23 protein-coding genes are annotated in these 26,147 nt (G+C 69.0%); 6 read left to right on the forward strand and 17 right to left on the reverse strand.

Annotated features, from left to right (window positions below):
• Window positions 1-4 precede the first annotated feature (4 nt).
• The 6 genes from VAPA_RS17265 to VAPA_RS17290 all read left to right on the forward strand — a co-directional run bounded on the left by VAPA_RS17265 (window position 5) and on the right by VAPA_RS17290 (window position 9,825).
• The gene (locus VAPA_RS17265) at window positions 5-3,544 is read left to right on the forward strand and encodes a transglutaminase family protein (protein WP_021008052.1); all 3,540 of its coding nucleotides are present in this window, start codon (window positions 5-7) and stop codon (window positions 3,542-3,544) included.
• Between the two features lie 83 nt (window positions 3,545-3,627).
• Entirely contained in the window at window positions 3,628-6,366 is a 2,739-nt protein-coding gene (locus tag VAPA_RS17270) for a circularly permuted type 2 ATP-grasp protein (RefSeq protein ID WP_021008053.1), read from the forward strand.
• A gap of 48 nt (window positions 6,367-6,414) precedes the next feature.
• A complete protein-coding gene (locus VAPA_RS17275) occupies window positions 6,415-7,419 on the forward strand; it encodes a transglutaminase family protein (RefSeq protein WP_021008054.1) in 1,005 nt (334 codons plus the stop codon).
• Entirely contained in the window at window positions 7,416-7,874 is a 459-nt protein-coding gene (locus VAPA_RS17280) for a RidA family protein (RefSeq protein ID WP_021008055.1), read from the forward strand. The genes VAPA_RS17275 and VAPA_RS17280 overlap by 4 nt, the downstream gene beginning before the upstream one ends.
• 260 nt (window positions 7,875-8,134) lie before the next feature.
• Window positions 8,135-9,196 (forward strand): sensor histidine kinase, encoded by a 1,062-nt coding sequence (locus VAPA_RS17285; RefSeq protein WP_047785152.1) that lies wholly within the window; start codon window positions 8,135-8,137, stop codon window positions 9,194-9,196.
• On the forward strand, window positions 9,193-9,825 hold the full coding sequence (locus VAPA_RS17290; protein ID WP_021008057.1) for a response regulator: 633 nt from the start codon (window positions 9,193-9,195) through the stop codon (window positions 9,823-9,825). Before VAPA_RS17285 ends, VAPA_RS17290 begins: the two co-directional genes overlap by 4 nt.
• 14 nt (window positions 9,826-9,839) lie before the next feature.
• Here VAPA_RS17290 and VAPA_RS17295 read toward each other — a convergent pair whose 3' ends face one another.
• From VAPA_RS17295 to VAPA_RS17375, 17 genes are all read right to left on the reverse strand, one after another.
• Window positions 9,840-11,591 (reverse strand): carboxylesterase/lipase family protein, encoded by a 1,752-nt coding sequence (locus tag VAPA_RS17295; RefSeq protein WP_021008058.1) that lies wholly within the window; start codon window positions 11,589-11,591, stop codon window positions 9,840-9,842.
• Between the two features lie 192 nt (window positions 11,592-11,783).
• A complete protein-coding gene (locus VAPA_RS17300; RefSeq protein WP_021008059.1) occupies window positions 11,784-12,461 on the reverse strand; it encodes a hypothetical protein in 678 nt (225 codons plus the stop codon).
• Window positions 12,455-12,796: a hypothetical protein gene (locus VAPA_RS17305; RefSeq protein ID WP_021008060.1), complete on the reverse strand. Its 342-nt coding sequence runs from the start codon at window positions 12,794-12,796 to the stop codon at window positions 12,455-12,457. Before VAPA_RS17305 ends, VAPA_RS17300 begins: the two co-directional genes overlap by 7 nt.
• Complete coding sequence (locus tag VAPA_RS17310) at window positions 12,793-13,722, reverse strand: hypothetical protein (RefSeq protein WP_021008061.1); 930 nt, start codon at window positions 13,720-13,722, stop codon at window positions 12,793-12,795. The genes VAPA_RS17305 and VAPA_RS17310 overlap by 4 nt, the downstream gene beginning before the upstream one ends.
• Window positions 13,723-13,944: 222 nt before the next feature.
• Complete coding sequence (locus VAPA_RS17315) at window positions 13,945-14,859, reverse strand: LysR family transcriptional regulator (RefSeq protein WP_021008062.1); 915 nt, start codon at window positions 14,857-14,859, stop codon at window positions 13,945-13,947.
• 27 nt (window positions 14,860-14,886) lie between these two features.
• Complete coding sequence (gene fdxA / locus VAPA_RS17320) at window positions 14,887-15,219, reverse strand: ferredoxin (RefSeq protein ID WP_021008063.1); 333 nt, start codon at window positions 15,217-15,219, stop codon at window positions 14,887-14,889.
• Between the two features lie 18 nt (window positions 15,220-15,237).
• Window positions 15,238-16,014, reverse strand: coding sequence for an enoyl-CoA hydratase-related protein (locus VAPA_RS17325; protein ID WP_021008064.1), 777 nt, complete (start codon window positions 16,012-16,014; stop codon window positions 15,238-15,240).
• Window positions 16,011-17,174: a CaiB/BaiF CoA transferase family protein gene (locus VAPA_RS17330; RefSeq protein WP_021008065.1), complete on the reverse strand. Its 1,164-nt coding sequence runs from the start codon at window positions 17,172-17,174 to the stop codon at window positions 16,011-16,013. Before VAPA_RS17330 ends, VAPA_RS17325 begins: the two co-directional genes overlap by 4 nt.
• Window positions 17,171-18,553: an FAD-dependent oxidoreductase gene (locus VAPA_RS17335; protein ID WP_021008066.1), complete on the reverse strand. Its 1,383-nt coding sequence runs from the start codon at window positions 18,551-18,553 to the stop codon at window positions 17,171-17,173. Before VAPA_RS17335 ends, VAPA_RS17330 begins: the two co-directional genes overlap by 4 nt.
• 54 nt (window positions 18,554-18,607) lie before the next feature.
• Complete coding sequence (locus VAPA_RS17340; RefSeq protein ID WP_021008067.1) at window positions 18,608-19,474, reverse strand: ABC transporter permease; 867 nt, start codon at window positions 19,472-19,474, stop codon at window positions 18,608-18,610.
• Window positions 19,475-19,484: 10 nt separating this feature from the next.
• A complete protein-coding gene (locus tag VAPA_RS17345) occupies window positions 19,485-20,267 on the reverse strand; it encodes an ABC transporter ATP-binding protein (protein WP_021008068.1) in 783 nt (260 codons plus the stop codon).
• 4 nt (window positions 20,268-20,271) lie between these two features.
• Window positions 20,272-21,303: an ABC transporter substrate-binding protein gene (locus VAPA_RS17350; protein ID WP_021008069.1), complete on the reverse strand. Its 1,032-nt coding sequence runs from the start codon at window positions 21,301-21,303 to the stop codon at window positions 20,272-20,274.
• A 230-nt stretch (window positions 21,304-21,533) separates the two neighbouring features.
• Entirely contained in the window at window positions 21,534-22,559 is a 1,026-nt protein-coding gene (locus VAPA_RS17355; RefSeq protein ID WP_021008070.1) for a LacI family DNA-binding transcriptional regulator, read from the reverse strand.
• Window positions 22,560-22,683: 124 nt separating this feature from the next.
• Complete coding sequence (locus VAPA_RS17360) at window positions 22,684-23,667, reverse strand: 2-hydroxyacid dehydrogenase (protein WP_021008071.1); 984 nt, start codon at window positions 23,665-23,667, stop codon at window positions 22,684-22,686.
• Between the two features lie 2 nt (window positions 23,668-23,669).
• The gene (locus VAPA_RS17365) at window positions 23,670-24,623 is read right to left on the reverse strand and encodes a sugar kinase (protein ID WP_021008072.1); all 954 of its coding nucleotides are present in this window, start codon (window positions 24,621-24,623) and stop codon (window positions 23,670-23,672) included.
• Window positions 24,624-24,633: 10 nt separating this feature from the next.
• The gene (locus tag VAPA_RS17370; RefSeq protein WP_021008073.1) at window positions 24,634-25,377 is read right to left on the reverse strand and encodes a sugar phosphate isomerase/epimerase family protein; all 744 of its coding nucleotides are present in this window, start codon (window positions 25,375-25,377) and stop codon (window positions 24,634-24,636) included.
• A complete protein-coding gene (locus tag VAPA_RS17375; RefSeq protein ID WP_021008074.1) occupies window positions 25,377-26,132 on the reverse strand; it encodes an amino acid ABC transporter ATP-binding protein in 756 nt (251 codons plus the stop codon). The genes VAPA_RS17370 and VAPA_RS17375 overlap by 1 nt, the downstream gene beginning before the upstream one ends.
• Between the last annotated feature and the right edge of the window lie 15 nt (window positions 26,133-26,147).

Genomic DNA, 26,147 nt, shown 5'->3' on the forward strand with positions numbered 1-26,147 from the left:
ACGCATGTCCATTCACGCCGCACTCCACCACGTCACCCACTACAAGTACGACCGCCTGGTGCAGTTGGGCCCGCAAGTCGTGCGCTTGCGCCCCGCGCCGCATTGCCGCAGCAACGTCATCTCGTATTCGCTGCAGGTCGAGCCGGCCGAGCACTTCGTCAACTGGATGCAGGATCCGTTCGCCAACTACCAGGCGCGGCTCGTGTTTCCCGAGAAGACGCGCGAGTTCAAGGTCACGGTCGACCTCGTCGTCGAGATGGCGGTCTACAACCCCTTCGACTTCTTTCTCGAGCCGCAGGCCGAGAACTTCCCGTTCAAGTACACCGCCTCGCAGGCCGAGGAACTCGCGCCCTACCTCGTCACCGAAGAACCCACGCCGCTGCTGTCGGCCTACCTCGACAAGATCGAGCGCAAGGAGCAGCGCACCATCGACTTCCTGGTCGGCCTCAACCAGCAGGTCCAGAAGGACGTCAACTACCTGATCCGCATGGAGCCCGGCGTGCAGACGCCGGAAGAAACGCTGACCAATGGCAGCGGCTCCTGCCGGGACTCGGGCTGGCTGCTGGTGCAACTGCTGCGCCATTGCGGGCTGGCGGCGCGTTTCGTCTCGGGCTACCTGATCCAGCTCACGCCCGACGTGAAGGCGCTCGACGGCCCGAGCGGCACCACGGTCGACTTCACCGACCTGCACGCCTGGTGCGAGGTCTTCCTGCCGGGCGCGGGCTGGATCGGGCTCGACGCCACCTCGGGGCTGCTTGCCGGCGAGGGGCACATCCCGCTCGCCTGCACGCCCACGCCTTCGAGCGCCGCGCCCATCGAGGGCGGGGTGGACGAAGCCGAGGTCGACTTCGGCCATGAGATGAAGGTCACGCGCATCTACGAATCGCCGCGCGTGACCAAGCCCTATACCGAGGAACAGTGGGCCGAGGTGCTCGCGCTCGGCGATGCGGTCGATGCGCGCCTGAAAGCCGGCGATGTGCGGCTCACGATGGGCGGCGAGCCCACCTACGTGGCCACCAGCGACCGCGATGCGCCCGAATGGAACACCGATGCGCTCGGCCCCACGAAGCGCGGCTATGCCACCGAGCTCGTCCACAAGCTGCGCGCCGAATACGGCCAGGGCGGCTTCCTGCACTTCGGCCAGGGCAAGTGGTATCCGGGCGAGCAATTGCCGCGCTGGGCGCTGTCGATCTTCTGGCGCGCCGACGGCCAGACGCTCTGGCACGACCCCGAACTCTTTGCCGACGAACGCGTGCCCACGCACTACACGAGCGAAGACGCGCGCCGCTTCACCACCGTGCTGGCGCACAAGCTCGGCATCACCGAGCGCTACATCCAGCCCGGCTACGAAGACGTCTACTACTACCTCTGGCGCGAGCGCCGCCTGCCGGTCAACGTCGACCCCTTCGAATCGAAGCTCGACGACGAGCTCGAGCGCGTTCGCCTGCGCCGCGTGTTCACGCAGAAGCTCGACGCGGTCATCGGCTACATGCTGCCGCTCGAACCCGCCAACGCCGATGCCGACGCGCCGGCGCTCGAAGGCCCGGGCTGGAAGACCGGCCCCTGGTTCCTGCGCGACGACCGGCTCTACCTGATCCCGGGCGATTCGCCGATGGGCTATCGCCTGCCGCTCGATTCGCAGCCCTGGGCCAGCAAGGGCGACTACCCTTACTTGGTCGAGCGCGACCCGACCGCGCCACGCGCCGCGCTGCCGAGTTCGGCCGACTACCGGGCGCGCTATGCCGTGCCGACGGGCGGCGCAACGGGCGCCGACCTGGGCGCGGTGCCCTATGCCTTCGGTGCGCCGCCGGTGGTGCCTGCGGCCCTGCGCATGCAGGCGCCGGGCGAGGCGGCAGCCACAGGCGCAGCCGCGAGCGGCGATGCCTCCACAGCCGACGACGCAGCAGCCACCCGTTCCGCCGCCACGCCGGCCACGCGCCAGCCCGTGCGCGGCGAGTCGGCCCACTGGGTCACGCGCACCGCGCTGTGCGTCGAAGTGCGCGACCCGCGCCGCGCCAACGGTCCGTCGGCCGAGAAAAAAGGCAGCGCCTCGGGCGTGCTCTACGTCTTCATGCCGCCGCTCGCGCGCCTGGAGGACTACCTCGACCTGGTCGCAGCCGTCGAAGCCACGGCCCGGCAGCTCGGCATGCGCATCGTGATGGAAGGCTATCCGCCGCCGCGCGATCCGCGCCTGAAGATGCTGGCCGTCACCCCCGACCCGGGTGTGATCGAAGTCAACATCCATCCGGCCCACAACTGGAAGGAACTGGTCGCCCACACCGAGTTCCTCTACAACGCCGCGTTCGAAACCCGCCTCTCGGCCGAGAAGTTCATGACCGACGGGCGCCACACCGGCACCGGCGGCGGCAACCACTTCGTGATGGGCGGCGCCACGCCCGCGGACAGCCCCTTCCTGCGCCGGCCCGAACTGCTGGCGAGCCTGCTGCTCTACTGGCACAACCACCCCTCGCTGAGCTACCTGTTCTCGGGCATGTTCATCGGCCCGACCAGCCAGGCGCCGCGCGTGGACGAGGCGCGCAACGACCAGGTCTACGAGCTCGAAATCGCCCTGAAGGAAATCGCCAGGAACCGCGAGATCCACGGCCAGAACATGCCGGCCTGGCTGGTCGACCGCACGCTGCGCAACATCCTGATCGACGTGTCGGGCAACACCCACCGCAGCGAGTTCTGCATCGACAAGCTCTACTCCCCCGACTCGAGCACCGGCCGCCTCGGCCTGCTGGAACTGCGCGCCTTCGAGATGCCGCCGCATGCGCGCATGAGCATTGCGCAGCAGCTGCTCATTCGCGCGCTGGTGGCGCGCTTCTGGGACGAACCGTACAAGGCGCCCGTCACCCGCTGGGGTACCGAGCTGCACGACCGCTTCCTGCTGCCGACCTTCATCAAGATGGATTTCGACGACGTGATCAGCGAGATGCGCCAGGCCGGCTTCGCCTTCGATGCCGACTGGTTCGCGCCGCACTTCGAGTTCCGCTTTCCGCTGGTGGGCCAGGTGCAGGCCATGGGCGTGGAGCTGTCGCTGCGCAATGCGCTCGAGCCCTGGCACGTGATGGGCGAGGAAGGCTCGGCCGGCGGCACGGTGCGCTACGTCGATTCGTCGCTCGAACGCATCGAGGTGCGCGTGACCGGCCTGAACGAGAGCCGCCACGTGATCACCGTCAACGGCAAGGTGCTGCCGCTGCAGCCCACGGGCACCGTCGGCGAGTTCGTGGCGGGCGTGCGCTACAAGGCCTGGAACCCGCCTTCGGCGCTGCATCCGAGCATCGGCGCCCATGCGCCGCTCACCTTCGACATCGTCGACACCTGGATGAAGCGCTCGCTGGGCGGCTGCCAGTATTTCGTCGCCCACCCGGGCGGGCGCAACTACGACACCTTCCCGGTCAATGCCTACGAGGCCGAAAGCCGGCGCATGTCGCGCTTCACGCAGATGGGCCACACGCCGGGGCTAATGCGCACGCCGCCGGCCACCATCGAGCTCGCGGGCAGCCGCGAATTCCCGTTCACGCTCGATTTGCGGCGGTAACAGGGTCTGAAAAACCCGCAAGAGGACATTCAGCACGTCGCCCATCATCCGACCGGTGACGGCAATGTGACAATCCACCTCCTGTGGAACCTCTGAACGAATCCCTGTTCGACGCCCAGGCGCTGGAATTTCCAGCCGCCCTGGCGTCGGCGCTCGCGCCGGCCGCCCTGCCCGGCCATTTCGACGAACTGCGCGGCCAGGCCACGCCGGCACGGCCGGTTGCGGGCGCAGCGCCCATGGCGCCGTTACCGCCCATGCTCTACGACGCTGCGGCGGAGCGGCCGGGGGTGCCGCCGGGTCCGTCGCAGGCCCAATCCCAGACGCAAACGCAGACCCAGGTCCTCCAGCCCTCCTCCAGCGACAACCCGCCCCTCACGCCCGCCTGGAACGCCTTCTTCGAGCAGCTCGGCCCGGGCGGATTCAATGACCTGCCGAGGCGCGCGGTCAGCCTCGAGCGGCAGATCCGGGACAACGGCGTCACCTACAACGTCTATGCCGACGCCGACGGCCCGCAGCGCCCCTGGTCGCTCGACCTGTTCCCGCTGATCGTCTCGCCCGAGAGCTGGAGCCAGATCGAAACCGGCGTGCTGCAGCGCATGCGCGTGCTCGATCGCGTCATGGCCGATGTCTACGGCCCGCAGCAGCTGCTGGCCGAAGGCCTGCTGCCCGCGGCGCTGGTGCACGGCCATCCCGGCTACCTGCGCGCCCTGCACGGCGTGAAGCCGTCGGGCGACACATGGCTGCACATCGCGGCCTTCGACCTCGCCCGCGGGCCCGACGGCAACTGGTGGGTGGTGTCACAACGCACCCAGGCGCCCTCGGGGCTGGGCTACCTGCTCGAGAACCGCCTGGCCATCACGCGCCAGTTTCCCCAGGCCTTCGAGGCCCTGCAGGTGCAGCGCCTGGCCGCCACCTACAGCGCCATGATGGACGGCCTGCAGCGCATGTGCCCGGCCGGCGCGCCGCCGCACATCGCGCTCCTGACGCCCGGCCCCTACAACGAAACCTACTTCGAGCATGCGTACCTCGCGCGCTATCTGGGCTTGACGCTGGTCGAGGGCAGCGACCTCACGGTGCGCGACCAGCGCCTCTACCTCAAGACCCTGCAGGGGCTGCGGCCGGTACACGGGCTCATCAAGCGCCTGGACGACCAGTTCCTCGACCCGCTCGAGCTGCGCCCCGATTCCACGCTGGGCGTGCCGGGCCTGCTGCAGGCCATTCGGGCCGGCAATGTGCTGGTGGCCAACATGCCGGGCTCGGCGTTCCTCGAATCGCCCGCGCTGCTGGGCTTCCTGCCCGGGCTCGCGCGCCGCCTCATCGGCGAAAAGCTCAAGCTGCCGGCGCTGCCGACCTGGTGGTGCGGGGAGCGCGCCGCGCTCGAGGCGGTGCTGCCGCAGCTGGGCGACTGCGCCATCAAGCCCACCTATCCCGGGTCCGACGGACAGACCAGCTTCGACGCGGTGCTCGGCAGCCAGCTGAGCCGGCGCCAGCTCGACGAATGGGCCGGCCGCATCGTTCGCGAGGGCGAAGCCCACACGGTCCAGAGCTACCTGCCGCTGTCGCAGATGCCCACCTGGGCCAATGACATGGGCCCCGGCCACATCGCGCCGCGCGCGATGCTGCTGCGCGTCTTCGCGGTGAGCGACGGGCCGCAGTCCTGGCGCGTGCTGCCGGGCGGGCTGGCCCGGCTGGCGGGCCGCGATGCGCAGATCGCCTCCATGCAGCGCGGCGGCAGCAGCGCCGACGTGTGGGTGCAGACGCACGGCGAAGTCGACCGCACCACGCTGCTGCAGCCGCATGCCACGCCGGCCTCGCTCGCGCGGCACCGCGCGCCCGTGACCAGCCGCGCGGCCGAGAACATGTTCTGGCTCGGCCGCTACACCGAGCGCGCCGAGAACGCGGTGCGCCTCGCGCGCCTCACGCTCAACCTGCTGGGCAGCGAAGACCAGTCGTCGCGCCCGCTGCTCGACTGGCTGCACCGCATGGCGCTGCGCAATGCGCTGGTGCCGGCCGAAGCGCCGAGCGCGCCGCAATCGCGCCGCGTGTTCGAACGCGCACTGATCGCCGAGCTCGGCGACGTGGAGCGCGGCGGCAGCGTGGGCTTCAGCCTGCGCTGCATCCGGCAGGCCGCCGCCGCCGTGCGCGAACGGCTCTCGCAGGACACCTGGAACCAGATCGTGCGCGCCGAGGCCGACTTTTTGCGGCGCGCGGCCGAGCAGGCCGGCGAAGGCAGCTTTGCCACCGGCGCCGCGCTGCGCGCGCTCGAATCCGCAAGCACCGCGCTCGCCGCCATGACCGGCGCGCAGACCGACCGCATGACGCGCGACGACGCCTGGCGCCTGCTGTCGATCGGCCGCCACATCGAACGGCTGGGCTTTCTCGCGAGCGCGCTGGAGGCCGGCTTCGAGAACGGCGCCGTGCACGAAGTGAGCGGCTTCGAAGCCATGGTGGCGCTGTTCGACAGCACCATCACCTTCCACGCCCGCTACCAGCAGCGGCGCGACGTGGCCACGCTGGTCGACCTGCTGGTGCTCGATGCCGAGAACCCGCGCTCGCTGGCATGGGTCACGCAGACGCTGCGCGGGCGCATTGCGCGCCTGGCCGGCAGCGCCCCCGGCAAGCTCACCGCGCTGTCGTACGAACTGTCCGATCCCGCCGCATGGACGCTGGAGCACCTGTGCGCCACCGGGCCCGACGGGAGCCACCCCGCGCTGGTCGAGCTGCTCGCCAATTGCGAGACCGCGGCCTACCATGTGTCCGACGCCATCGGCACGCGCTACTTCACCCTTACCTCCGAATCGCTGCGATCGGTCGGCGCCTGAGGCAGGACGGCCCGGCGCCGCTTCGCACCGCAGCTCCACAGGACACCCATGCTCCTTCACGTCACGCACGAAACCCGCTACGAGTATTCGCCCGCGGTCGAAACAGCGCAGCACCTGGCCCACCTGAAGCCGCTGGCCACCGGCTCGCAGCGGCTCGTGAGCCACAAGCTCGCGATCGAGCCGCAGCCCGCGCAGCGCAGCGAAGTGCCCGATGTCTACGGCAACACGCGCGCCTTCTTTGCGCTCGAGGCCACGCACGACAGCCTCGTCGTCACCGCCGAAAGCGTGGTCGAGACTTCAACGCCGCAGCTCGCGCCGGGCATTGCGCGCGAGCTGCCCTGGGAAGCCGTGCGCGAACGCTTCCGCTACCGCAAGGATGCCACCTTCGACCCCGCCTCGGAGTTCGTGTTTCCGTCGCCCTACGTGCCCCGCCACGACGACTTCGCGGCCTATGCGCGCGCGAGCTTCGCGCCAGGGCGGCCGACCTTCGATGTGGCGATGGACCTCACCGAGCGCATGTACCGCGACTTCGCCTACGACGCCGACAGCACCGAGATCAGCACGCCCGCCGCCGAGGCGCTCGCGCAGCGCAAGGGCGTGTGCCAGGACTTCGCCCACATCATGATCGCCTGCTTCCGCGTCATGGGCCTGCCGGCGCGCTACGTGAGCGGCTACCTGCTCACGCAGCCGCCGCCGGGCCAGCCGCGGCTGGTGGGTGCCGACGCCTCGCACGCCTGGGTCTCGGTCTACCTGCCAGGCGAAGGCGACGGCGACGGCGACGGCCATGAAAGCGCCGGCGGCTGGGCCGAGTTCGATCCCACCAACGGCCGCCAGCCTGGCGAAGACTACGTTGCACTCGCGATCGGCCGCGACTACTCCGACGTCTCGCCGATGCGCGGCGTGCTGCACGGCGGCGCGCGCCACACGCTCAAGGTAGGCGTGACGGTGCGGCCCATCGAAGAGCTGCGCACGCAGGCGGCGGAGGCAGCGCAGTCACAATCACGGACACAATCGCAGATTCAATCGCAACCCCCTGACAAGGATCTTCAATGAGCGTTTACGACAAGCTTTCCAGCCTCGGCATCACCCTGCCCCCCGTCGCCGCCCCGGCCGCGGCCTACGTGCCCTTCGTGCGCACCGGCAACCTCGTGTTCCTCTCGGGCCACATCGCCAGGAAAGACGGCAAGGTCTGGGCCGGCCAGCTGGGCGCGAACATCGGCACCGAAGAAGGCAAGCAGGCGGCGCGCGCCATTGCCATCGACCTGCTCGGCACGCTCCATGCGGCCGTGGGCGACCTGAACAAGGTCACGCGCATCGTCAAGGTGATGAGCCTGGTCAACTCGGTCGGCACCTTCACCGAGCAGCACCTGGTGACCAACGGCGCGAGCGAGTTCTTCGCCGAAGTGTTCGGCCCCGAGAAGGGCGCGCATGCGCGCAGCGCCTTCGGCGTGGCGCAGATTCCGATGGGCGCCTGCGTCGAGATCGAGCTGATCGCCGAAGTCGGCTGATCCTTTTTCTCCTTCCCTCCCCCGCCCGCCTCCGCCGGGCGGCTCAGTGGATGAGCGGTCCGCCGCGCGCCGCCTCCACCCTGATCATCGCCGCCACGCAGCCTTCGAGCGAGAAGTAGCTGAACTCGTCCTTGCCGCGCGTGCCGGCCATCGGACATTTCCGGGCGACGCTACGGGGAACCCTGCTGCTCGCAAACCCTCGGCCCCGGGCCGCGCGGCGCCGCCCGCGACCTATCATGCAGCGCGCCACCGCCCACCCCATGACCGATCCCGCACCAGAGCGCCTGCCGGACATTCCCTTCGACACCATCGTCGAACAGATGGTCGCGGGCATCTACGTGATCCAGGACGACCGCTTCGTCTATTGCAACGCGACCTGGGCCGGCATCGCAGGCTACACGGCGGAAGAAGCGACCGGCATGTCGCTCGCGCAGATCGTGCCGCCCGACTTCCTCGAGGTGGTGCGCTCGCGCATCCGAGCCCGGCTGGCGGGGCATCCGCCGAGCATGCACTTCATCACGCGCGGCCTGCACCGCGACGGCCGCGTGCGCTTCGTGGAAGTGCACGGCTCGCGCATCACCTACCGGGGACGGCCGGCCGTGATGGGCGTGGGCGTCGACGTGACCGACCGCGTGCGCGGCGAGGAAGAACGCCAGCGCTCGCGCGAGCAATTGCAGGCCCTGGCCGCCTACACCGCGAACAAGCTCGAGGAGCAGCGGCTGGCGCTTGCGCGCGACGTGCACGACGTGCTCGGCGGCATGCTGACCTCGATCAAGATGGACGCCACGCGCATCCAGCGCCGCGCCGACAACCCCGAGGTGCAGGCGCTGACGCAGGGCCTGATCGCGCTGACGCAGCAGACCATCGACACGGTGAAGCAGATCTCCGAAGCGCTGCGCCCGAGCGCGCTAGACCATCTCGACCTGTCCGTTGCGCTGGCGAACGAGCTGCAGGCCTTCACGCGCCGATCGGGCGTGCCGCACGCGCTGGACGCCGACGTCCCGGCGTTGCGGCTCGCGCCCCGGCACGCGACGGCGGTCTACCGCATCTTCCAGGAAGGCCTGACGAACGTCTCGCGCCACTCGAAGGCACAACGCGTGAACGTGCGGCTGCGCGTGGAAGACGGCCGGCTGCGGCTCGCGCTGCACGACGACGGCTGCGGCTTCGACCCCGATGCCCCCGAGGGCAGCGCGCTCGGCCTGCTGAGCATGCGCGAACGCGCGCGCGAGATCGGCGGCGAACTGCAGATCCGTTCGGCGCCCGGCGCAGGCACGCGGCTCGTGCTGAGCGTCCCGCTGCACCAAGAGCCCCGCCCCGCATGATCGACATCCTGATGGTCGACGACCACACGATCTTCCGCTCCGGGCTGCAACGCCTGCTGCTCGACGAGACCGACCTGCGCACCACCGCCGAGGCCGGCAACGGCGCCGAGGCGCTCGAGCTGGTGCGCCGGCGCCGCTTCGACGTGGTGCTGCTCGACATCAACATGGAGGGCCGCAACGGCCTGGAGGTGCTGGCCTCGATCCGCGCGGCGCAGCCCGCGCTGCCGGTGCTGATGCTGTCGATGTACGCCGAGGAGCAGTACGCGCTGGTCGCCATCCAGGCCGGCGCGCGCGGCTACATCGCGAAAGATGCGGAACCGGCCGAGCTGGTGTGCGCGATCCGCTGCGTGGCGGCCGGTGGCCAGTACCTGAGCGCGCGTGCCGCCTCGCAGGTCAGCGGCCAGCTCGGAGGCCGGGACGACCGCCCGGCCCACCAGCGGCTCACGGTGCGCGAGCACCAGATCATGCTGATGATGCTCAAGGGCCTGTCGCTCACGGCAATCGGCAACGAGATGCTCATCAGCGTGAAGACCGTGAGCACGCACCGCGGCAACATCCTCGACAAGCTCGGCGTGGCCAGCACGGCCGAGCTGGTGCTCTATGCCGTGCGCCACGGGATCATCCAATAAGCCGTTGCCGCGGTTCAGCGCGTGCCGTCGCGCAGCGGGTCCACCGACTCGGGCAGCGCGTTGAAGTCGACATAGCGGAACAGGAGTTCGCGCTGCTGCGGCGACAGCAGCGTGTAGCGCGGCCAGAAAAACAGGTAGTCGTCGGCCGACATGCGCGGCTGGTTGTCGAAGATCATCCGCTTGCTGCACAGCAGGCAGACGAAGTTGGTCCAGTTGTTCCAGGGCGTCTTGCCGTCGAACAGCCGGCTCGGCGCGCCGTAGCGGGCGAAGGTGGCGGTGTAGTCGATGAACTTGTCCGACAGGGCCTTGCGGCTGCTCGCGTTCGACGCGCTCCAGGCAAAGCGCATGAAGTTCGGCTCGTCGGTCACGAAGTTGCCGAACAGCGCGGCCACGTCGATGCCGTGGAAGGCGCCGAAAGTGTCTTTCCAGGGCTGGGGCGTATCGTCCCAGTTGTAGTTGTAGCGATAGATGTCGCCGTTCTGCAGGCGCAGCACGCGGATGACGTTGTCGAGCACGTTGTCGATCGCGTACGTCAGCACCTCGTGGGTCTGCGTGTAGATCGGCTGGAACTCCGGCTTGACGAGCTGGTTGAAGGTCACGCTGCCGGGCGGCGCGAAGTTGGCCAGGTTCCAGAGCTCGGCCTGTGTCGGCTGGCCCATGCCGAACAGGAACGCGAAGTACGAGCCTTCGTCGTGCGTCGAGCCGATCATCAGCGGCATCTTGTTGTAGCTGCCCGCGAGGAGGCCGGGCAGCCCGCTCGCGCGGATCACCGTGCCGTCGGTGAAATGCCCCGGCACCACCGGGCTCGGCGTGAACTTCATGATCTGCGCCGCCGTGGCATTGCGCAGCAGCGAGGCGATGTCGCCCTTGCTCATCGTCACGCGCTGCGCGGCGGCCTGCGCCGTGGTCGAGGCGCGGCCGGTGTCGACCAGCAGGCTGTCGATCAGCGACTCGGCCGCCAGCGTGCCCACCAGCGGCGGGTAGGCGTTCGGCACGCCCGACATGCATACCGCGCGATGGAACTTGCCTTCGGCCAGCGGCGACTGCAGCAGGCCCCAGGTGTTGATGCAGCCGGCCGACTGGCCCGCCACCGTCACCTGCCCCGAGTTGCCGCCGAAGGCGCCGGCGTTGGCCCTCACCCAGTCGAGTGCGCGCACGAGGTCGAGCGTGGTGAAGTTGCCCGAGTCGTCCAGCGCATTGCCGGTCTTCATCGCCGGGTGGTTGAGCCAGCCCAGCATGCCCATGCGGTACTGCACCGTCACCACCACCATGTTGGCCCGCTGCGCAAGGTAGGCGCCGTCGTACAGGGGCTCGCGCGCCGAGCCCTTGGTGTTGCTGCCGCCGTGGATCCAGAAGAACACCGGCAGGTTGTCAGCGCTCGAATTGGGGCGCCAGACGTTCAGGTACAGGCAGTCCTCGCTGCCCACGGGCTGGCCGAAGGTGGCCGGGTCGGGTTCGCCGAAGGGGTTGCCGACCTGCGCGCACATGCCCGCCAGCGTGGTGGCGGCACGCGAGCCGCTCCACGGCACCGGCGGCTGCGGCGCGCGCCAGCGCAGGGTGCCGACCGGCGGCTGCGCGAAGGGAAGGCCCAGGAAGGCATGCGTGTTGTTGGCGGCGACCTTGCCGTAGATCTGGCCGGCATCGAGCGTGCGCGTCAGGCTCTGGTTGTAGGCCGCCAGCGCCGCCGGCGCCACGAGCACCGCGAGCGCCCACAGGACCGCGGTGCGGAGCAGCAGGCGAAAGAGGCCAGGGAGGGAGCGATGCATGGTGGATGTCTCCTCGAGGTGGATGCGGCGAGCTCTGACGGCCCTGCTCATGCATCGATTCTCGTGAGCCCCCTCACCGCGCGCCTCGGTGTCATCGCAGGGGAGCGGCAAGAATTCTCCGATTGACATCCGGACGGCAAAGGGCCATGCAGGCGATGGCATCACCGGCCCGCACTGCGGCACGCAGGGCGGCTACTTGCGCTTCCAGCTCGCCACCGTGATGAACACGCCGGTTTCCTGCGCATCGCGCAGGCGGATGCTGTAGCGGCCCGCGCCGTCGGTGCCGTTGAAGGCGACCTCGCGGCCCTCCTCCTCCGGGCTCGCGCCCTTCGCGAGTTCGCGGTAGGTGTCGACCAGCGCGCCGAGCCCTGCATAGCTGCGCAGCGTGACCTCGGCATCGGGCAGCCGGGGCTCGTTGCGCTGGGAGCGCTGGTAGGCCGTACGCATCGGCTGGCCGGCGAGGCCCTTGGGGAGCACGATCTTGCCGGCGCTCGCCGTGCTGTTCACCTCGGCCGTCTGCACCAGCAGTGGGTGCAGCGATGCCGGGAAGCCCGGCGGCACCTGTTCGACACGCCAGCCCGGGACATCCGGCTGACCGGTGATGTATTCGACACTCGCGATCTTCTGCGCATCCGCCGCCCTTGCCGGGTCGTCGCTGTCGGCCATGGCCGCCAGGAACGCAGGCAGCGTCCTGCCCCACACGACCAGCGGCTCTGCATCCGCCTGCTTCGCACCGGCGGGCTGGAAGATCGACAGCACCGTCTGCGGCGCGGGCTTGCACACCTTCGGCTTGTCGTCGGTCGGCGGCACATTGCAATGGCCATTGACCAGCCCCAGCGCCACCAGGCGGCCTTCGGCGTCGATCAGCATCGCGGCGCGCTCTTCGCCGTGGTCGCCGCCGTTGACGGACGCGATGACCCGGCGGCCATCGGGCCAGACGGTCGCGTGATGTCGTGCCTGGAACGCATGCCCTCGAGCACCTGCTGCGCAATCAACGCATCGGCCTCGGTGTAGCTGCCGCGCGCGTAGCCGACCATGCCGATCACGGCACTGCGGATGCGCGGCTGCTCGCTGAGCCGCAGCGCCGGCGCGGGCAGCTCCGTCGTGACGGCGCCCGATGCCGCAGGTTGCGCGCCCTGTGCATGGGCACCGACGGCGCAGGCGAGCAACAGCGAGGCGACGGTCTTGGGAATCAGCGCATTCATTCGGACATCTCCACTTCGATGTTGGTGATCGCCGGCATGTCCCGGTCGTGCTTCACGTTGACGGAAAAAGCCAAGCCCTTGCGGCTGCCCGCGACATAGCCGTTGCGCTCGTCCAGCCCCGACTCCATGTCTTCGAGCGGCGGCGTCAGCTGCTTGTAGAAGGCCAGCACCTGCGCCATGCTGTCCGTGGTCTGCAGGCGCAGCACGCGCCTGGCCTTGGCGTCGCTCAGCGCATCCTGCGCGGTGCGATGGATCTGCGACTTCGGGTACAGCGGCACCGCTGCCGAGAAACCCTTCGGCCGTTCGACGGGGCGTGCGGCGGTGTGCGCCGCATCCATCGTGGCGTACTCGGTCTTCGCGATCTTCTCGCCGTCGCCGGACTGCAGGTCTTCGGGCACCTGGCGGCTCCATGCGAACAACGGCTGCGCCTTGGCGCGGTCGACGCCCGGGCGCAGGAAGATCGACAGCACCGCGTGCTGGTCGTCCAGGCAGCCGGTGGAAGCCGAACCCTTGCCGCACTGGCGATGCACCAGCGCCGCAGCCAGCACATCACCGCTGCGGTCGTCGAGCAGCACGGCCGCGCGCTCGCTGCCGCCATAGGGCCGACGGTAGGACGACAGCAGCCGCTGGCCGCCGGGCAAGGCTTGCTGCTTGCGGTCACGGCGCGACGACAGCCCCGAGATCAGTTGCTCGGCCAGCAAGCCTTCGGGCCAGTAGTAGGAGCCGGATGCCATGCCGGCAAAGCGGGTCAGCGCAAGGTCGAGGGCGGGAGTCTGGGTATCTTCCTGCGCGCGGTCGGTGTCCAGTGTCAGGACGGCATTGGCGGCCGAAGCCGGGGCCGCTGTGCCGAAAGTGGAGAGAAGAAGAAGAAGAAGAAGAACAGCCAGGAAAGCAGGAGGCGCGGAGCGAAGTCGGAAAAGAGGCATGCGGAAAGACGAGATGGACGATGCGCCTTGCCTGAGCTGTGTCGGGCAAACGCGGGACTGGATTCTAGAAGGCCCTCGCGACGCGGGCGACGACGCACGCCGGCTCCAGTTATGAGCTCGACACGCCAGAAGCGCTCGAGGCCATGGCCGCGCAGGAGTGCGCCGACTGCGCCCACGCCGCAGCCCTGGGGCCGCTTCCACAGGTGGTGATCGCGCCACCGCTCAGACGGCGGCGGCGGCGAGTTCGAGCTGCGTCAGCCGCCGCGCCATGCGGCCGACGAAGTTCTGCGTGACGTGCGGCAGCACGCGCTGCGACGGCACCACGATGCCGACCTGCAACTGGTCGAGCGCGGGCAGCTCGAAGGGCCGCCAGATCAGGTCGCCGCGCTTGAGGTCCTCGATGAAAGCGATCTTCGAGAAGCACGAGATGCCCTTGCCGGCCCTGATCAGCCGCTTGAGCATGGGCGTCGAATTGCAGGTGGCGGCCGGCTCCATGTCGTCCCAGAACGCGGCGAACTCCGGCGACAGCGCGGCGCTGATGACCGGGTGCGAACTCGACCGCAGAAAGGGGTAGCGCGCGCACTCCTTCAGCGAGACGCTGGCGTGGTTCGCGAGCGGATGGCCGGGCGGCATCACGAGGCCGATCGGCAGCTTCGCCAGCGCCACCGCCGCCACGCCACCGGGCAGCCGGCTCACGAAGGTCATGCCCACGTCGACCTGCCCCGACATCACCATCTGCGCCACCTCCATCGGCTGCACGGCGGTGATGGTGTACGTGACGGCCGGAAACACCTGCAGAAAGTCTTCCACCGCCGAAGGCAACAGCTCCTCGAAGAACGAATCCATCGCCGCCACCTTCACGTGGCCGGTGCGTTCGCCCTTGAGTGCGTCGAGCTCGGTGCGCATCACCTGGTACTGGTGCAGCGTCTCCTGCGCGTGCTTGAGCAGGCGTTCGCCGGCCGCATTGAGCCGCAGGCCGTTGGGCATGCGGTCGAACAGCTCCACGCCCAGCTCGTCTTCGAGCTTGTGGATCTGCCGGTTGACGGCGCTCGCGGCCACGTAGAGCCGCTCGGAGGCCTTGCGCACCGAGCCGCAGCTCGCGACCTCGATGAAGTATTTGAGGATGCTGGCGTGCATCAGCCGGCCCTCCCCTCTGGCACCCGTTCACCCGGCCGGCTGCCGTGGGAACGCTGCAATCGCGGGATGGTCGCAGGCCACGCGCTTCGCATCGGCGCCGCCGGGCGACCCGAGCCCGCTGATGTCCGCCGCGAAGAACTCGCGGTTGATGGCAATGAAGTGCGCCATTTCGGACGGCAGCCGAAGGTCTTCATAGATGGCCTGCGTGGGGCAGGCGGATACGCAAACGCCGCAATCGATGCATTCATCCGGGTGAATGTACAGAGTGCGCTCGCCTTCGTAGATGCAGTCCACCGGACAGCACTTGACGCAGGCGCCGTCCTTGATGTCGACGCAGGCGCCGGTGATGACGTAGGCCATGGCATGAAGGGCGGGCGCCTAGCGGCCCAGCCATTGCGGCTTGCGCTTCTGCTGGAACGCCAGCACGCCTTCGTTCGCATCTTCGGACTGCAGCGCCGCCACCAGCGCCGGCAGCCGCATGCGGTGCGCCTCGGCCGGCGCGAGCGTGCCGGTGCGGCGCACCACCTGCTTGATGGCCTTGAGCGACAGCGGCGCGCAGGCCAGCATCTGCTGCACCCAGCGATTGACGGCCGTGTCGAGCTCGGCGCGCGGCACCACCTCGTTGACCAGGCCCATCTCCAGCGCGCGCTGCGCCTTCACGCGCTGGCCGGTGAGCATCATGCCCATCGCCTGACGGTAGGGAATCTGCCGCTGCAGCAACAGCATGCCGCCGTCCAGCGGCAGGCGGCCCACCAGCGGCTCGGGCAGGCCGAAGCTCGCCTCCTCGCAGGCCACGACGATGTCGCAGCCCAGCACCATCTCGAAGCCGCCACCGAGCGCAAAGCCGTTGACGCGGGCGATCACCGGCACGTCGAGCGTCTCGCGCAGCGCAATGCCGCCGAAGCCGCCGGGGCGTGCCGCCGCCCAATACTCGACGCCCTTGAGGTTCGACGTGTTCTTCAGGTCGGCGCCGGCGCAGAACGAGCGCTCGCCCGCACCGGTAAGCACCACCACGCGGATGTCGTCGCGCGACTCGATCTCGCTCCAGATGCGCTGCAGCTCGGCCTCGGTCGGCAGGTCCACCGCGTTGAGCACATCCGGGCGGTCGATGGTGACGGTGGCGACATGGTCGGCAACCTCGAAGCGCACGCTCATACGTCGGCCTCCTCGATCAGCGCTCGCGCCTCGGCCAGCACTTCGGCCGTGTGCTGCCCGAGCTTGGGCGGCTCGCGCCGCAGGCCGGCCTTGGCGCCCGACATCTGGATCGGGCTGGCAATGAATTTCAGCGGACGGCCCGACGACGAACCCGCTTCCAGAATCATCGCGTTGTGCAGCGTCTGCGGATCGACCAGCGCCTCGCGCATGTCGCGCACCGGGGCCGAGAGCAGGTCCTGCTCCTCGAGCTTCGCCAGCCAGTGCTCGCGCGTATCGCTCGCAAAGCGTTCGTGGAAGATCGCGTGCAGCGCTGCCTTGTTCTCGAACTGCGCCGACAGCGTGGCATAGCGCGCGTCGAGCGACAGGTCGTCGAGCCCCAGCGCGGTGCAGATGTCGCGCAGCGGATTGGCCTTGAACGCGCCCACCAGCACCAGCGGCCCGGTCTGCGTGTCGAACACGCCCGACAGCGGCATCGCGGCCCAGTTCACTTCGGAGTCTTCCATCATGACCATGGCCGCTTCCTGCATCTGCATCGCAAGCATGGAGTTGTAGAGCGACACCGAAATCTTCTGGCCCTCGCCCGTGCGCTCGCGCTGCAGCAGCGCGAGCAGGATGCCCTGCACCATGTGCATGCCGGCGGTGTAGTCGGCCAGCGCGGTCGGGTAGATCGACACCGGCACCGAGGCATCGGCACGGCGCGCCATCACGCCGGTGAGTGCCTGTGCGAGCACGTCCTGCCCGCCCTTGTGCGCGTAGGGACCGGTCTCGCCGAAGCCCGTGCCCACCGCGTAGACGATGCGCGGGTTCAGCCGCCTGCAGTCTTCGTACCCCAGCCCGAGCCGCTCCATCACGCCGGCGCGGAAGTTGTTGGTGACCACGTCGGCGTCTGCGATCAGGGCCTTCACCAGCTCCATCTGCGCTGCGTCGCGCAGGTCGATCTCCACGCTGCGCTTGTTGCGGTTGAGGCTGCAGAAGATCGGGTTGTCTTCACCCGCCACTGGCGCGAAGGTCGAGCGGCTCAGGTCGCCCGCGCCCTTGCGCTCGATCTTGATGACGTCGGCGCCGTGGTCGGCCAGCATCTGCGTGCAGACCGGCCCCATCATCACCTGCGTGAAGTCGATCACGCGGATGCCGTCGAGCGGCAATGCACCGGTGCTCATGCGGCCTCCCTGGCGAAGGAACGTGCGATGGCGGGCACATCGGCATTCGGCCCCTTCTGGTCGCCCGGGTCGGCACCCTGGGCGCGCAGCGTCTTCTGCAGCTTGCTCACGTCCACCTCGCGCACCGACACGCCCGCACTCAACGCCAGTGCCGCCGCCGTGCCGGTGGCCTCGCCCATCGCCATGCAGGGCGGAATCTCGCGCGAGATCTTCTGCGCGGCGGAGGTGGCCGAATAGTGCCGTCCCGCCACCAGCAGGTTCTCCACGCTGCGCGGCAGCAGCGTGCGGTACGGGTAGTAGTAGTCGCGCCCGCGCGCCACGCTGTCGTCGAAGCGCGTGCGCTGGGCCACGTCTTCCTTGGTCATCACGTAGGCGCCTTCGAGCAGCCGCGTCTGGCGGATCCCGGTCTGCGGCGCCATGTCGATCAGCGTGCACTTCGAGAAGCCCGGCAGCCGGGCGCGCACGAAGTCGATCACCTTGTGGATGGTGGTGCGGCCCTGTACTTCTGCGCGCGTCAGGTCGCTCACCTTGAGGCCGTCGAGCCCCGGCATGTGCGGGCAGTTGCACCACACCACGCCCGGCAGCGGCGTCTTGAGCCACCAGGCTTCCCAGGCGCCGCCGAGCATGTGCTTGATCTCCCGGTCCAGCGCCTGCCAGGCCGCGGGCTCCTCGCGCTCGAAGCGCTCGGCCTCCTCGGTGTCGACGCTGCCGAGGCGGAACACGGTCGTCACGATGTAGCTGCCGCTGATGTGCGGCGCACCGGCCGAGGCCGCCACGTCGAGATCGCCGGTGGCATCGATCACCACCTTGCCGAGGATGGCCTCGCGCCCGCCCTTGGTCTCGCACACCACGCCCTTGACCTTGCCGTCTTCCACCAGCGTGCGCGAGAACCACGAGTGCAGGCGCAGCTCGATGCCGGCCTGCTGCACCATCTCCAGCGAGGTGCGCTTCCACGCGTCGGGGTCGAAGGCGGCAGCGAAGCAGATGGGGTGCGGCTTCTCCTTGCTGTGGAAGTCGTAGGTGCCCCAGCGCTTCCAGCGGCGCACCGAATCGGGCAAGGTGCCCCAGTCCTGCTGGCGCGGATATTCGGCCAGGCCCAACGCCGACATGCGCTCGATCATTTCCAGGCAGATGCCGCGCACCGAAATTTCCTGCTGGTGGCTGTCCCACATGTCGTCCAGCACCAGCACCATGCCGCCCGAGGCCAGGCCGCCGAGGTGGTTGTAGCGCTCCAGCAGCGTCACGCTCGCGCCATTGCGCGCGGCGGCCAGTGCCGCGGCTTGCCCTGCAGGGCCGCCGCCGACCACCACCACGTCCGATTCGGCCGCCACGCGCACGTCGTGCGCGGGCTCTTGCATCCAGTCGCCAATACGGCTCATAGAACTATCTCCTGTTGAAATCTTGGGATGTGTGTGTGAAGTGCACCGGGCGCGTCAGTGCGTGCTTTCGGGCTGCCAGCGGATGACCCACTTTTCCGCCAGCGTCACCAGCAGAAAGAACAGCCCCGAGAGCGTGGCGCTCATGACGATCGCGGCGTAGAGCAGCGGCGAATCGAAGTTGAAGGTGGCCTGCAGAATCATGGCGCCGATGCCCACCGTGGCCCCCACCCACTCGCCCACCACCGCCCCGATCACGCACATCGACGCAGCGATGCGCAGCGCCGAGAAAAGATAAGGCAGCGCATTGAGCAGGCGCAGGCGGAAGAAGATCTCCGTCTTGCTCGCCGACAGCACGCGCATCAGTTCCATCGCCTGCGGGTTGACCGACTCCAGCCCGCGCACCATGTTCACCAGCGTCGGAAAGAAGCACACCAGGGCGGCGATCGTGATCTTCGGCTCCACGCCGTTGCCCATGATCAGCACCAGCACCGGCGCCTTCGCAACCAGCGGCACGGCGTTGAACATCAGCACCACCGGAAAGAAGATGTCCTGCAGCGTCTTGTTGTGCACGAAGATCGTCGCGACGACGATCGCCGCGAGGTTGCCCAGCACGAAGCCGCCGGCGGCCTCGAACGCGGTGGGCAGCAGGTTGTCGAGCAGCACGCCGCGCTTGGCGTAGAGCGTTTCCAGCACGGCCCCTGGCGTGGGCGCAATGAAGGGCTTGACGCCGAATGCGACGATCACGACCCACCACAGCACGATGAGCCCGGCGATGCCGAGCGCCGGAAGAATTCGGCGCCGCCAGATTCGCTTCTGCCGCGCGGCGGCCCATGCCAGGTATTCGGGATCGGCCGGCGCGGCTGCGGCGCCGAGTGCGGCGGATGCGACGGGCACCGCGGTATCGATGGAACGGGTATTCATGGCATCGGCCTCAGCAGGTTTCCAGCACGCGCCGCAGATGGCTCGTGAGGCGGACGAATTCGGGGCTCTCGCGCATTTCGAGCGTGCGTTCGGCGGGCAGCTCGACGGGCACGATCTCGCGCACGCGCCCCGGGTTGGCCGCGAGCATCAGCACGCGCTGGCCGAGAAAGGCCGCCTCGTGGATGCTGTGGGTGACGAAGAGGATCGTCACGCCGGTCTCGCGCCACACGCGCAGGATCTCCTCGTTGAGCCGGTCGCGCGTGATCTCGTCGAGCGCGCCGAAGGGCTCGTCCATCAGCAGGATCTTCGGATCGCTGGCCAGCGCGCGGGCAATCGACACGCGCTGGCGCTGGCCGCCAGACATTTCGTGCGGAAAGGCGTTCAGCCGGTCCTTCAGGCCCACCAGCTCGAGCAGCTCCTGCGGCGAACGGCGGCCCTTGCGGCCGGCGCCGCCGCCCACTTGCAGCGGCAGTTCGACGTTCTGCAGCGCCGTGCGCCAGGGCAGCAGCGCCGCGTCCTGGAACACGAAGCCGATGTCGCGGTTCTTGCGCGCGGCCTGCGGCGTGGACGACAGCACCTCGATGCCGCCGCTGCTCGGCTGCAGCAGGTCGGCCACCACGCGCAGGAAGGTCGACTTGCCGCAGCCCGAGGGCCCGAGCAGCGTGAGGAACTCGCCCTGCGCCACGTCGAGGTCGAGGCTCTTGATGGCGGTGACGTCGCGCCGCTCGGTGAAGAAGCGCACGCCGATGCCGCGGCACGCGATGGCGGGGGGCGCGTTGAGAACGGCGGCCATGGCGTCAGCCCTTCATGGCCCGCGCGGCGGCCGTGGCCTTCAGCGCGTCGAGCGAGATCACGTCCTCGACCTTCGGCGTGCGCGCGGTGAACTGGCCCAGCTCCGCATAGGTGGAGATCTGCTCCTGCCACACGGCCGGGTCCATCGCGCCCCAGCCCTGCGTCTGCGCGGCGCCGCCGAACGCGTATTCGAGCATCACGTCGACCGCGACGCGCTCGTCTTCCCGCTTGAGGTTCGGATATTCCTTGACCAGCATGTCCACCGCATGGTCGCGGTTGGCACGCACGTAGTGCCAGCCCTTGGCCGTGGCGCGCAGGAAGGCCTCGATGACCTTGGGCTGCGTCTCCAGCGTTTTTGTCGATGCGTAGTAAGGCAGCGCGTAGAGGCGCACGCCCGCGTCCCACTGCGTCAGTTCGGCGATGTCGGGGCCCAGCACCTTGATGGCGGTGGTGTTGGTGAGCCAGCCCGTCACCACGTCGACCTGCCCCGTCAGCAGCGGCGACATGTCGGCGCCGATGGTGACGACCTTCACGTCCTTCTCGGCAATCTTGTTCTTCGCCAGCAGCGCGCGCAGCAGGATGGCCGCGGTCGACGGAATGCCCACGCGCTTGCCGATGAGGTCGGCCGGCTTGCGCACCGGGTTCTTCGCGAGGGAGAAGTAGGTGTAGGGATGCTTCTGCGCGCCCACCGCGAAGCACTTGATCGGCAGGCCCTGCGACACGGCCAGCATGATCGACGGACTCGACGATACCTGCCCGACCTCGTAGCGGCCCGAGGCGATGATGGCCACGCCGTCGATGTTCGGTCCGCCCGGCTGGATCGCGAAGTCGATGCCCTCCTGCTCGTAGAAGCCCATGCGCTTGGCGGCCACCTCGCCGATCTGGTTGCCCCCGGCGATCCAGCCCAGCTGCATGTTGATGCGCGCCTTGCCCTGCGCAAAGGCATCGACCGAGAGCAGGCCGCCGGCGGAGAGTCCACCGGCGATGAGGGAGGTCTTGAGGAGACTTCGGCGACCGGGGTCGCGGAGCTTGGCCATGGCGGATTCCTTTTCTTCGATGCGGTGAGGTGAAGGCATTCGGCGGTGTATGCGTTGGCTTGCGATGCGAAGACATCCAGGGCCAGCGAGGCGAATGCTAAAAGCGGGGGGCGTGCGCACCAAGCACCGTTTTTCGCAACGGGCGAGCTAAAAAAGAGTCAACGGTGCGCCGTCCCCAATGGCGCTTCTGGTGCGCATGGCGCACCATGAAGGCGCGCACCGCGGGAAACCTAGAGCGCCTGCGACGAGCCCCGCACCACAAGCTCTCCGGGCAGAAGAAGCTGGCGCGGCGCTGCATCCAGCCCCCGCAGCCGTTCGATCAGGCAGGTGGCAGCCGTGCGGCCGATGGCGTCGGTGGGCTGAGCCACGGTGCTCAGGCCGGGGCCGATGAGCGAGGCCCATTCGGGATCGTCGAAGCCTACAAAGCCGAGGTCAGTACCAAACTGCCAGCCCAGCCGCGCCATCGCCTGCGCGATGCGCAGCGTGACCACGGCATTGCCCGCGACCACGGCCGCGCGGCGGCCGCGTTTGGCGCGCTGGCGCAGGGCACGCAATGCCTCGTCGAGCGCATCGCTGTCGCCCTCCACGCTTTCGAACACCTCGCCCGCCACGCGCGGCTCGTGCGCGGCCACGCAGGCACCGAAGGCGGCCGTGCGCTCGCGCCGCGAGCTCACGCCCTTCTGCGGCTCCGTCACGTAGAGCAGCTCGCGGTAGCCGCCCGCGACCAGGTGGCTGCAGGTGTCCCGCATGGCCGAATGGTTGTCGAGCGAGACGAAGTCGGTGTGCATGCCGGTGTGGCGGCGATCCACCAGCACCGCAGGCTTTCCGTGCAGCGTGACCGCGTCGACCACGTTGCTGCCGCGGCCCAGCGTGTTGAGGATGAAGCCGTCGACCTGGTAGCCCGCGAGCGCATCGATGGCCTCGCGCTCGCGTTCGCTCTCGTTGCCCAGGTTGAACAGCATCACCAGGTAGCCGGCGTCCTGGCAGGCCTTCTCGGCACCGCGCAGCACGGCCACCGAATAGGGGTTGGTGATGTCGGCCACGATCAGGCCGATGAGGCGCGAGCGCCCATGGCTCAGCGCCTGCGCCATCGGGCTGGGAGTGTAGGCCAGCTTGGCGATGGCCGCCTCCACGCGCGCCGCGATGTCGCGGCTCAGCAGGCGCTCGCGGTGGTTGAGAAAGCGCGAGACGGTGGCCTTGGAAACGCCCGCCGCCTCGGCGACGTCGGCGATGGTGGCGCGGCCACTCGGATTCATGGTTTTGCTCCTTCCCCCGCTGGGGGAAGGTTGGGATGGGGGCAGGCAGAGCGTCCAGTGGATACGCCGCTTGCCCTCACCCCTGCCCTCCCCCAGCGGGGGAGGGAGAGAAACCTGGCGCAGATCATGCGGCCGCCGTGTCGTACGGCGCAGTCGGTTTCTCGCCGGCCAGCACCTGCAGCAGGTTGGTCGTGGCGAGTTCGGCCATGGCATGCCGCGTCTCGTGCGTGGCCGAGCCGATGTGCGGCAGTGGCGTCACGCGCGGATGCGTGCGCAACGGCGAATCGGCGGGCAGCGGCTCCTTCGCGAACACGTCGAGGCCGGCCGCGCGCAGCGTGCCGTGATCCAGGGCGTGGAGCAGCGCTTCCTCGTTCACCGTGGCGCCGCGGCCGCCGTTGATGAAGGATGCTCCGGGCTTCATGCGCGCGAAGAAGGCGGCGTCGATCATGCCGCGCGTCGCATCGGTCAGCGGCAGCATCGCCAGCACGATGTCCGACCGCGCGAGCAACTCGTCGAGCGGCGTGTGCGTGGCACGGCCCTGCAGCTCGGGCGCCTGCGCGGCCAGGTCGACCGAGCGGCGCGCGTGGTAGAGCACCGGCATGCCGAAGCCCAGCGCCGCACGCCGCGCCACGGCCTGGCCGATGCGGCCGAAGCCGAGAATGCCCAGCGTCTTGCCGTGCACGTCGGTGCCGAAGAGTTCTTCGCCGATGTTCTTCGTCCAGCGGCCTTCGCGCACGAGGCTTGCGAGCTCGACCACGCGGCGCTGCGTGGCCATGAGAATCGCGAACACCGTGTCGGCCACCGTCTCGGTCAGCACGTCGGGCGTGTGGCACAGCACGATGCCGCGCTTGTTCAGTTCCGCGAGCGGATAGTTGTCGACACCGACCGACACGCTCGAAATCACCTCGAGCCGAGGCGCCGCGTCGAGCAGCACGGCATCGACCGTGTGGGTCGAGCCGATCAGGCCGTTCGCGGTACGCAGCGCGGCGGCAAAAGCCTCGGGCTCCCTGCGCGGATCGGCGACGGTCACATAGTGCGCGGCCTGCAGGCGCGCCAGCTGGTCTTCGGGCAATGGCCGGAAGACCAGCACGTTCTTTTTCGTCGTCATGGTCAGAGCCCCGCTTCTTCGAGTTCCGCGCGCGTCGGCAAGCCTTCGGTGTCGCCCAGCACCTGCACCGCGCGCGCACCGATCCAGGCGCCGCGGCGCACGGCCTCGGGCACGCTCCTGCCTTCGAGCAATGCGCTCACCACGCCGGCTGCGAAGCCGTCGCCCGCGCCCACGGTGTCGATCACCTCCTTCACCGGGAAGCCGTCGACATGCCCGGTGCCGGCCACGTCGCTGTCGTAGTAGGCGCCGGCGGCGCCGAGCTTGACGACCACGAGCTTCGCGCCGCGGTCGCGGTAGAACTTCGCCACGTCTTCGGGCTTGTCATGGCCGGTGAGCAGCAGGCCCTCCTCGATGCCGGGCAGCACCCAGTCGGCGCGCGAGGCCAGTTCGTTGATCCAGTGGCGCATCGTTTCAGTGGAAGACCACAGCGTGGGCCGCAGGTTGGTGTCGAACGAGATCGTGCGGCTGGCCGCGCGCATCACCTCCATGGACTTGAGCGCAGCCTGCAGGCTGGTGTCGGAGATGGCCGCGAACACGCCCGTGGCATGCAGGTGGCGCGCCGAGCGCAGCCACGCTTCATCGACATCGGCCGGGCCCATCTGGCTCGCGGCCGAGCCCTTGCGGTGGTATTCGACCGGCGGATCGCTGCCGTCGGTGACGCGGCCCTTGAACTGGAAGCCGGTGCGCTGCGCCGGGTCGCAGATGACGTGCGAGCAGTCGATGCCCTCGCCCTTCATCGCCGCGATCAGGTAGCGCCCCATCGAGTCGGTTCCCAGTCGGCTGGCCCAGCCCACCTTGAGCCCCAGGCGCGAGAGGCCGATGGCCACGTTGGTCTCGGCGCCGGCCGTGCGCTTGTGGAACGCCTGCGCGTCTTCCAGCGGGCCGGGCCGGTCGGCCACGAGCAGCAGCATGGCTTCGCCGAACAGGGCAACGTCGAAAGCAGTGGGTTCTGTCATGTATTTCTCCCTACGCCCGCGCGGCGCGGATGAACTCGACTTGCGCGCGCACGACGGCCGGCAGGTCGTCGCCCACCAGAGGATATTCGATGGCGTGCGGCACATCGGCGGGCAGCGCGCGCAGCACCGCGCGCCACGGCGCGGCCGAGTCGGCCAGCGGCACCGCCATCCACTTGTGCGGCAGCCGCTGCGCGCCCTTGCAGTGCACGTAGCGCACGCGGCGGCCCAGCGCCTGTGCGGCCTGCAGCGGGCACTCGCCGAGCCAGTGCCAGTTGCCCATGTCGAAGGTCATGCCGAGCTCAACGCCGGCGCGGTCGGCCGCATCGAAGAAGGCCTGCAGCGCGGGCAGCGTGCCGGCGCGCACGGTCTGGTCGTTCTCGATCAGCAGTTCGACGCGGGTTTCCGAAAGCTGCACCTTCAGGCCCCAGAGCGAGCCGTGCGAAGAAGCGCGGAAGTCGCCGATCGACATCTTGAGCCGCCGGGCGCCCAGCCTGTTTGCGGCGGCAATGCCGCGTGCCAGCGCGGCGCTGTCAAGCCAACCGCCTTCGGCCCAGAGTCCTTCGGGGCTCGAATACACCGAGGCCAGGCCGGCCAGCGAAGGCAGCTCCGCGTCGGCGTTGCGCAGCATCTCGCCGCGCACCTCGACCGAATCGGCACCGGCCTCCAGCGCCATCTGCGCGCACCAGAGCTGGCCATGCCTGCCCACCTCGGCCGCACCGAAGGACGACAGAGAAACAAATACCTGGAGGGACATCAGTGGGCCTGGTGGGAACTCAGGATCTGGCCGAGGAACTGGCGCGTGCGCTCGTCCTTCGGGTTGCCGAAGAATTCCTGCGGCGGCGCCTGCTCGACGATCTTTCCGTCGGCCATGAAGATCACGCGGTCGGCCACGCTGCGGGCAAAGCCCATCTCGTGCGTCACGCACAGCATGGTCATGCCGTCTTCGGCCAGGCCGATCATGGTGTCGAGCACTTCCTTGACCATCTCGGGGTCGAGCGCCGAGGTGGGCTCGTCGAACAGCATGATCTTGGGCGTCATGCACAGCGCCCGCGCAATCGCCACGCGCTGCTGCTGGCCACCCGAGAGCTGGCTAGGGTACTTGCCGGCCTGCTCGGGAATGCGCACGCGCGTGAGGTACTTCATGGCCACCTCTTCCGCCTGCGCCTTGGTCATGCCGCGCGAGCGCATCGGCGCCAGCGCGCAGTTCTCCAGGATGGTGAGGTGCGGAAACAGGTTGAACTGCTGGAACACCATGCCCACTTCGGCGCGCACCGCGTCCACGTTCTTGCCGCCCGCGGTGAGCTCGATGCCGTCGACCACGATGCGGCCCTTCTGCACCGTTTCGAGCCGGTTGATGCAGCGGATGAGCGTGGACTTGCCCGAGCCCGACGGCCCGCAGATCACGATGCGCTCGCCCTGGCGCACCGACAGGTCGATGCCGGTCAACACCTGGAATTCACCGTACCACTTGTTGACCGCTTCCATGCGGATGATCGATTCCGTCGTCATGCCAGGATTCCTTCT

The sequence above is a fragment of the Variovorax paradoxus B4 genome (genome assembly GCF_000463015.1).
In the GTDB taxonomy this organism is placed as follows: Bacteria; Pseudomonadota; Gammaproteobacteria; order Burkholderiales; family Burkholderiaceae_C; genus Variovorax; species Variovorax paradoxus_E.

Coding starts and splice junctions, on each gene's coding strand:
- VAPA_RS17315 (WP_021008062.1), bottom strand. CDS start 14,859: ATGCACGCCAGCATCCTCAAATACTTCATCGAGGTCGCGAGCTGCGGC.
- VAPA_RS17355 (WP_021008070.1), bottom strand. CDS start 22,559: ATGAATCCGAGTGGCCGCGCCACCATCGCCGACGTCGCCGAGGCGGCG.
- VAPA_RS17265 (WP_021008052.1), top strand. CDS start 5: ATGTCCATTCACGCCGCACTCCACCACGTCACCCACTACAAGTACGAC.
- VAPA_RS17295 (WP_021008058.1), bottom strand. CDS start 11,591: ATGCATCGCTCCCTCCCTGGCCTCTTTCGCCTGCTGCTCCGCACCGCG.
- VAPA_RS17360 (WP_021008071.1), bottom strand. CDS start 23,667: ATGACGACGAAAAAGAACGTGCTGGTCTTCCGGCCATTGCCCGAAGAC.
- VAPA_RS17340 (WP_021008067.1), bottom strand. CDS start 19,474: ATGAATACCCGTTCCATCGATACCGCGGTGCCCGTCGCATCCGCCGCA.
- VAPA_RS17290 (WP_021008057.1), top strand. CDS start 9,193: ATGATCGACATCCTGATGGTCGACGACCACACGATCTTCCGCTCCGGG.
- VAPA_RS17350 (WP_021008069.1), bottom strand. CDS start 21,303: ATGGCCAAGCTCCGCGACCCCGGTCGCCGAAGTCTCCTCAAGACCTCC.
- VAPA_RS17365 (WP_021008072.1), bottom strand. CDS start 24,623: ATGACAGAACCCACTGCTTTCGACGTTGCCCTGTTCGGCGAAGCCATG.
- VAPA_RS17325 (WP_021008064.1), bottom strand. CDS start 16,014: ATGAGCGTGCGCTTCGAGGTTGCCGACCATGTCGCCACCGTCACCATC.
- VAPA_RS17330 (WP_021008065.1), bottom strand. CDS start 17,174: ATGAGCACCGGTGCATTGCCGCTCGACGGCATCCGCGTGATCGACTTC.
- VAPA_RS17305 (WP_021008060.1), bottom strand. CDS start 12,796: ATGAATGCGCTGATTCCCAAGACCGTCGCCTCGCTGTTGCTCGCCTGC.
- VAPA_RS17280 (WP_021008055.1), top strand. CDS start 7,416: ATGAGCGTTTACGACAAGCTTTCCAGCCTCGGCATCACCCTGCCCCCC.
- VAPA_RS17370 (WP_021008073.1), bottom strand. CDS start 25,377: ATGTCCCTCCAGGTATTTGTTTCTCTGTCGTCCTTCGGTGCGGCCGAG.
- VAPA_RS17375 (WP_021008074.1), bottom strand. CDS start 26,132: ATGACGACGGAATCGATCATCCGCATGGAAGCGGTCAACAAGTGGTAC.
- VAPA_RS17335 (WP_021008066.1), bottom strand. CDS start 18,553: ATGAGCCGTATTGGCGACTGGATGCAAGAGCCCGCGCACGACGTGCGC.
- VAPA_RS17275 (WP_021008054.1), top strand. CDS start 6,415: ATGCTCCTTCACGTCACGCACGAAACCCGCTACGAGTATTCGCCCGCG.
- VAPA_RS17310 (WP_021008061.1), bottom strand. CDS start 13,722: ATGCCTCTTTTCCGACTTCGCTCCGCGCCTCCTGCTTTCCTGGCTGTT.
- VAPA_RS17345 (WP_021008068.1), bottom strand. CDS start 20,267: ATGGCCGCCGTTCTCAACGCGCCCCCCGCCATCGCGTGCCGCGGCATC.
- VAPA_RS17285 (WP_047785152.1), top strand. CDS start 8,135: ATGACCGATCCCGCACCAGAGCGCCTGCCGGACATTCCCTTCGACACC.
- fdxA (WP_021008063.1), bottom strand. CDS start 15,219: ATGGCCTACGTCATCACCGGCGCCTGCGTCGACATCAAGGACGGCGCC.
- VAPA_RS17300 (WP_021008059.1), bottom strand. CDS start 12,461: ATGCTGATCGACGCCGAAGGCCGCCTGGTGGCGCTGGGGCTGGTCAAT.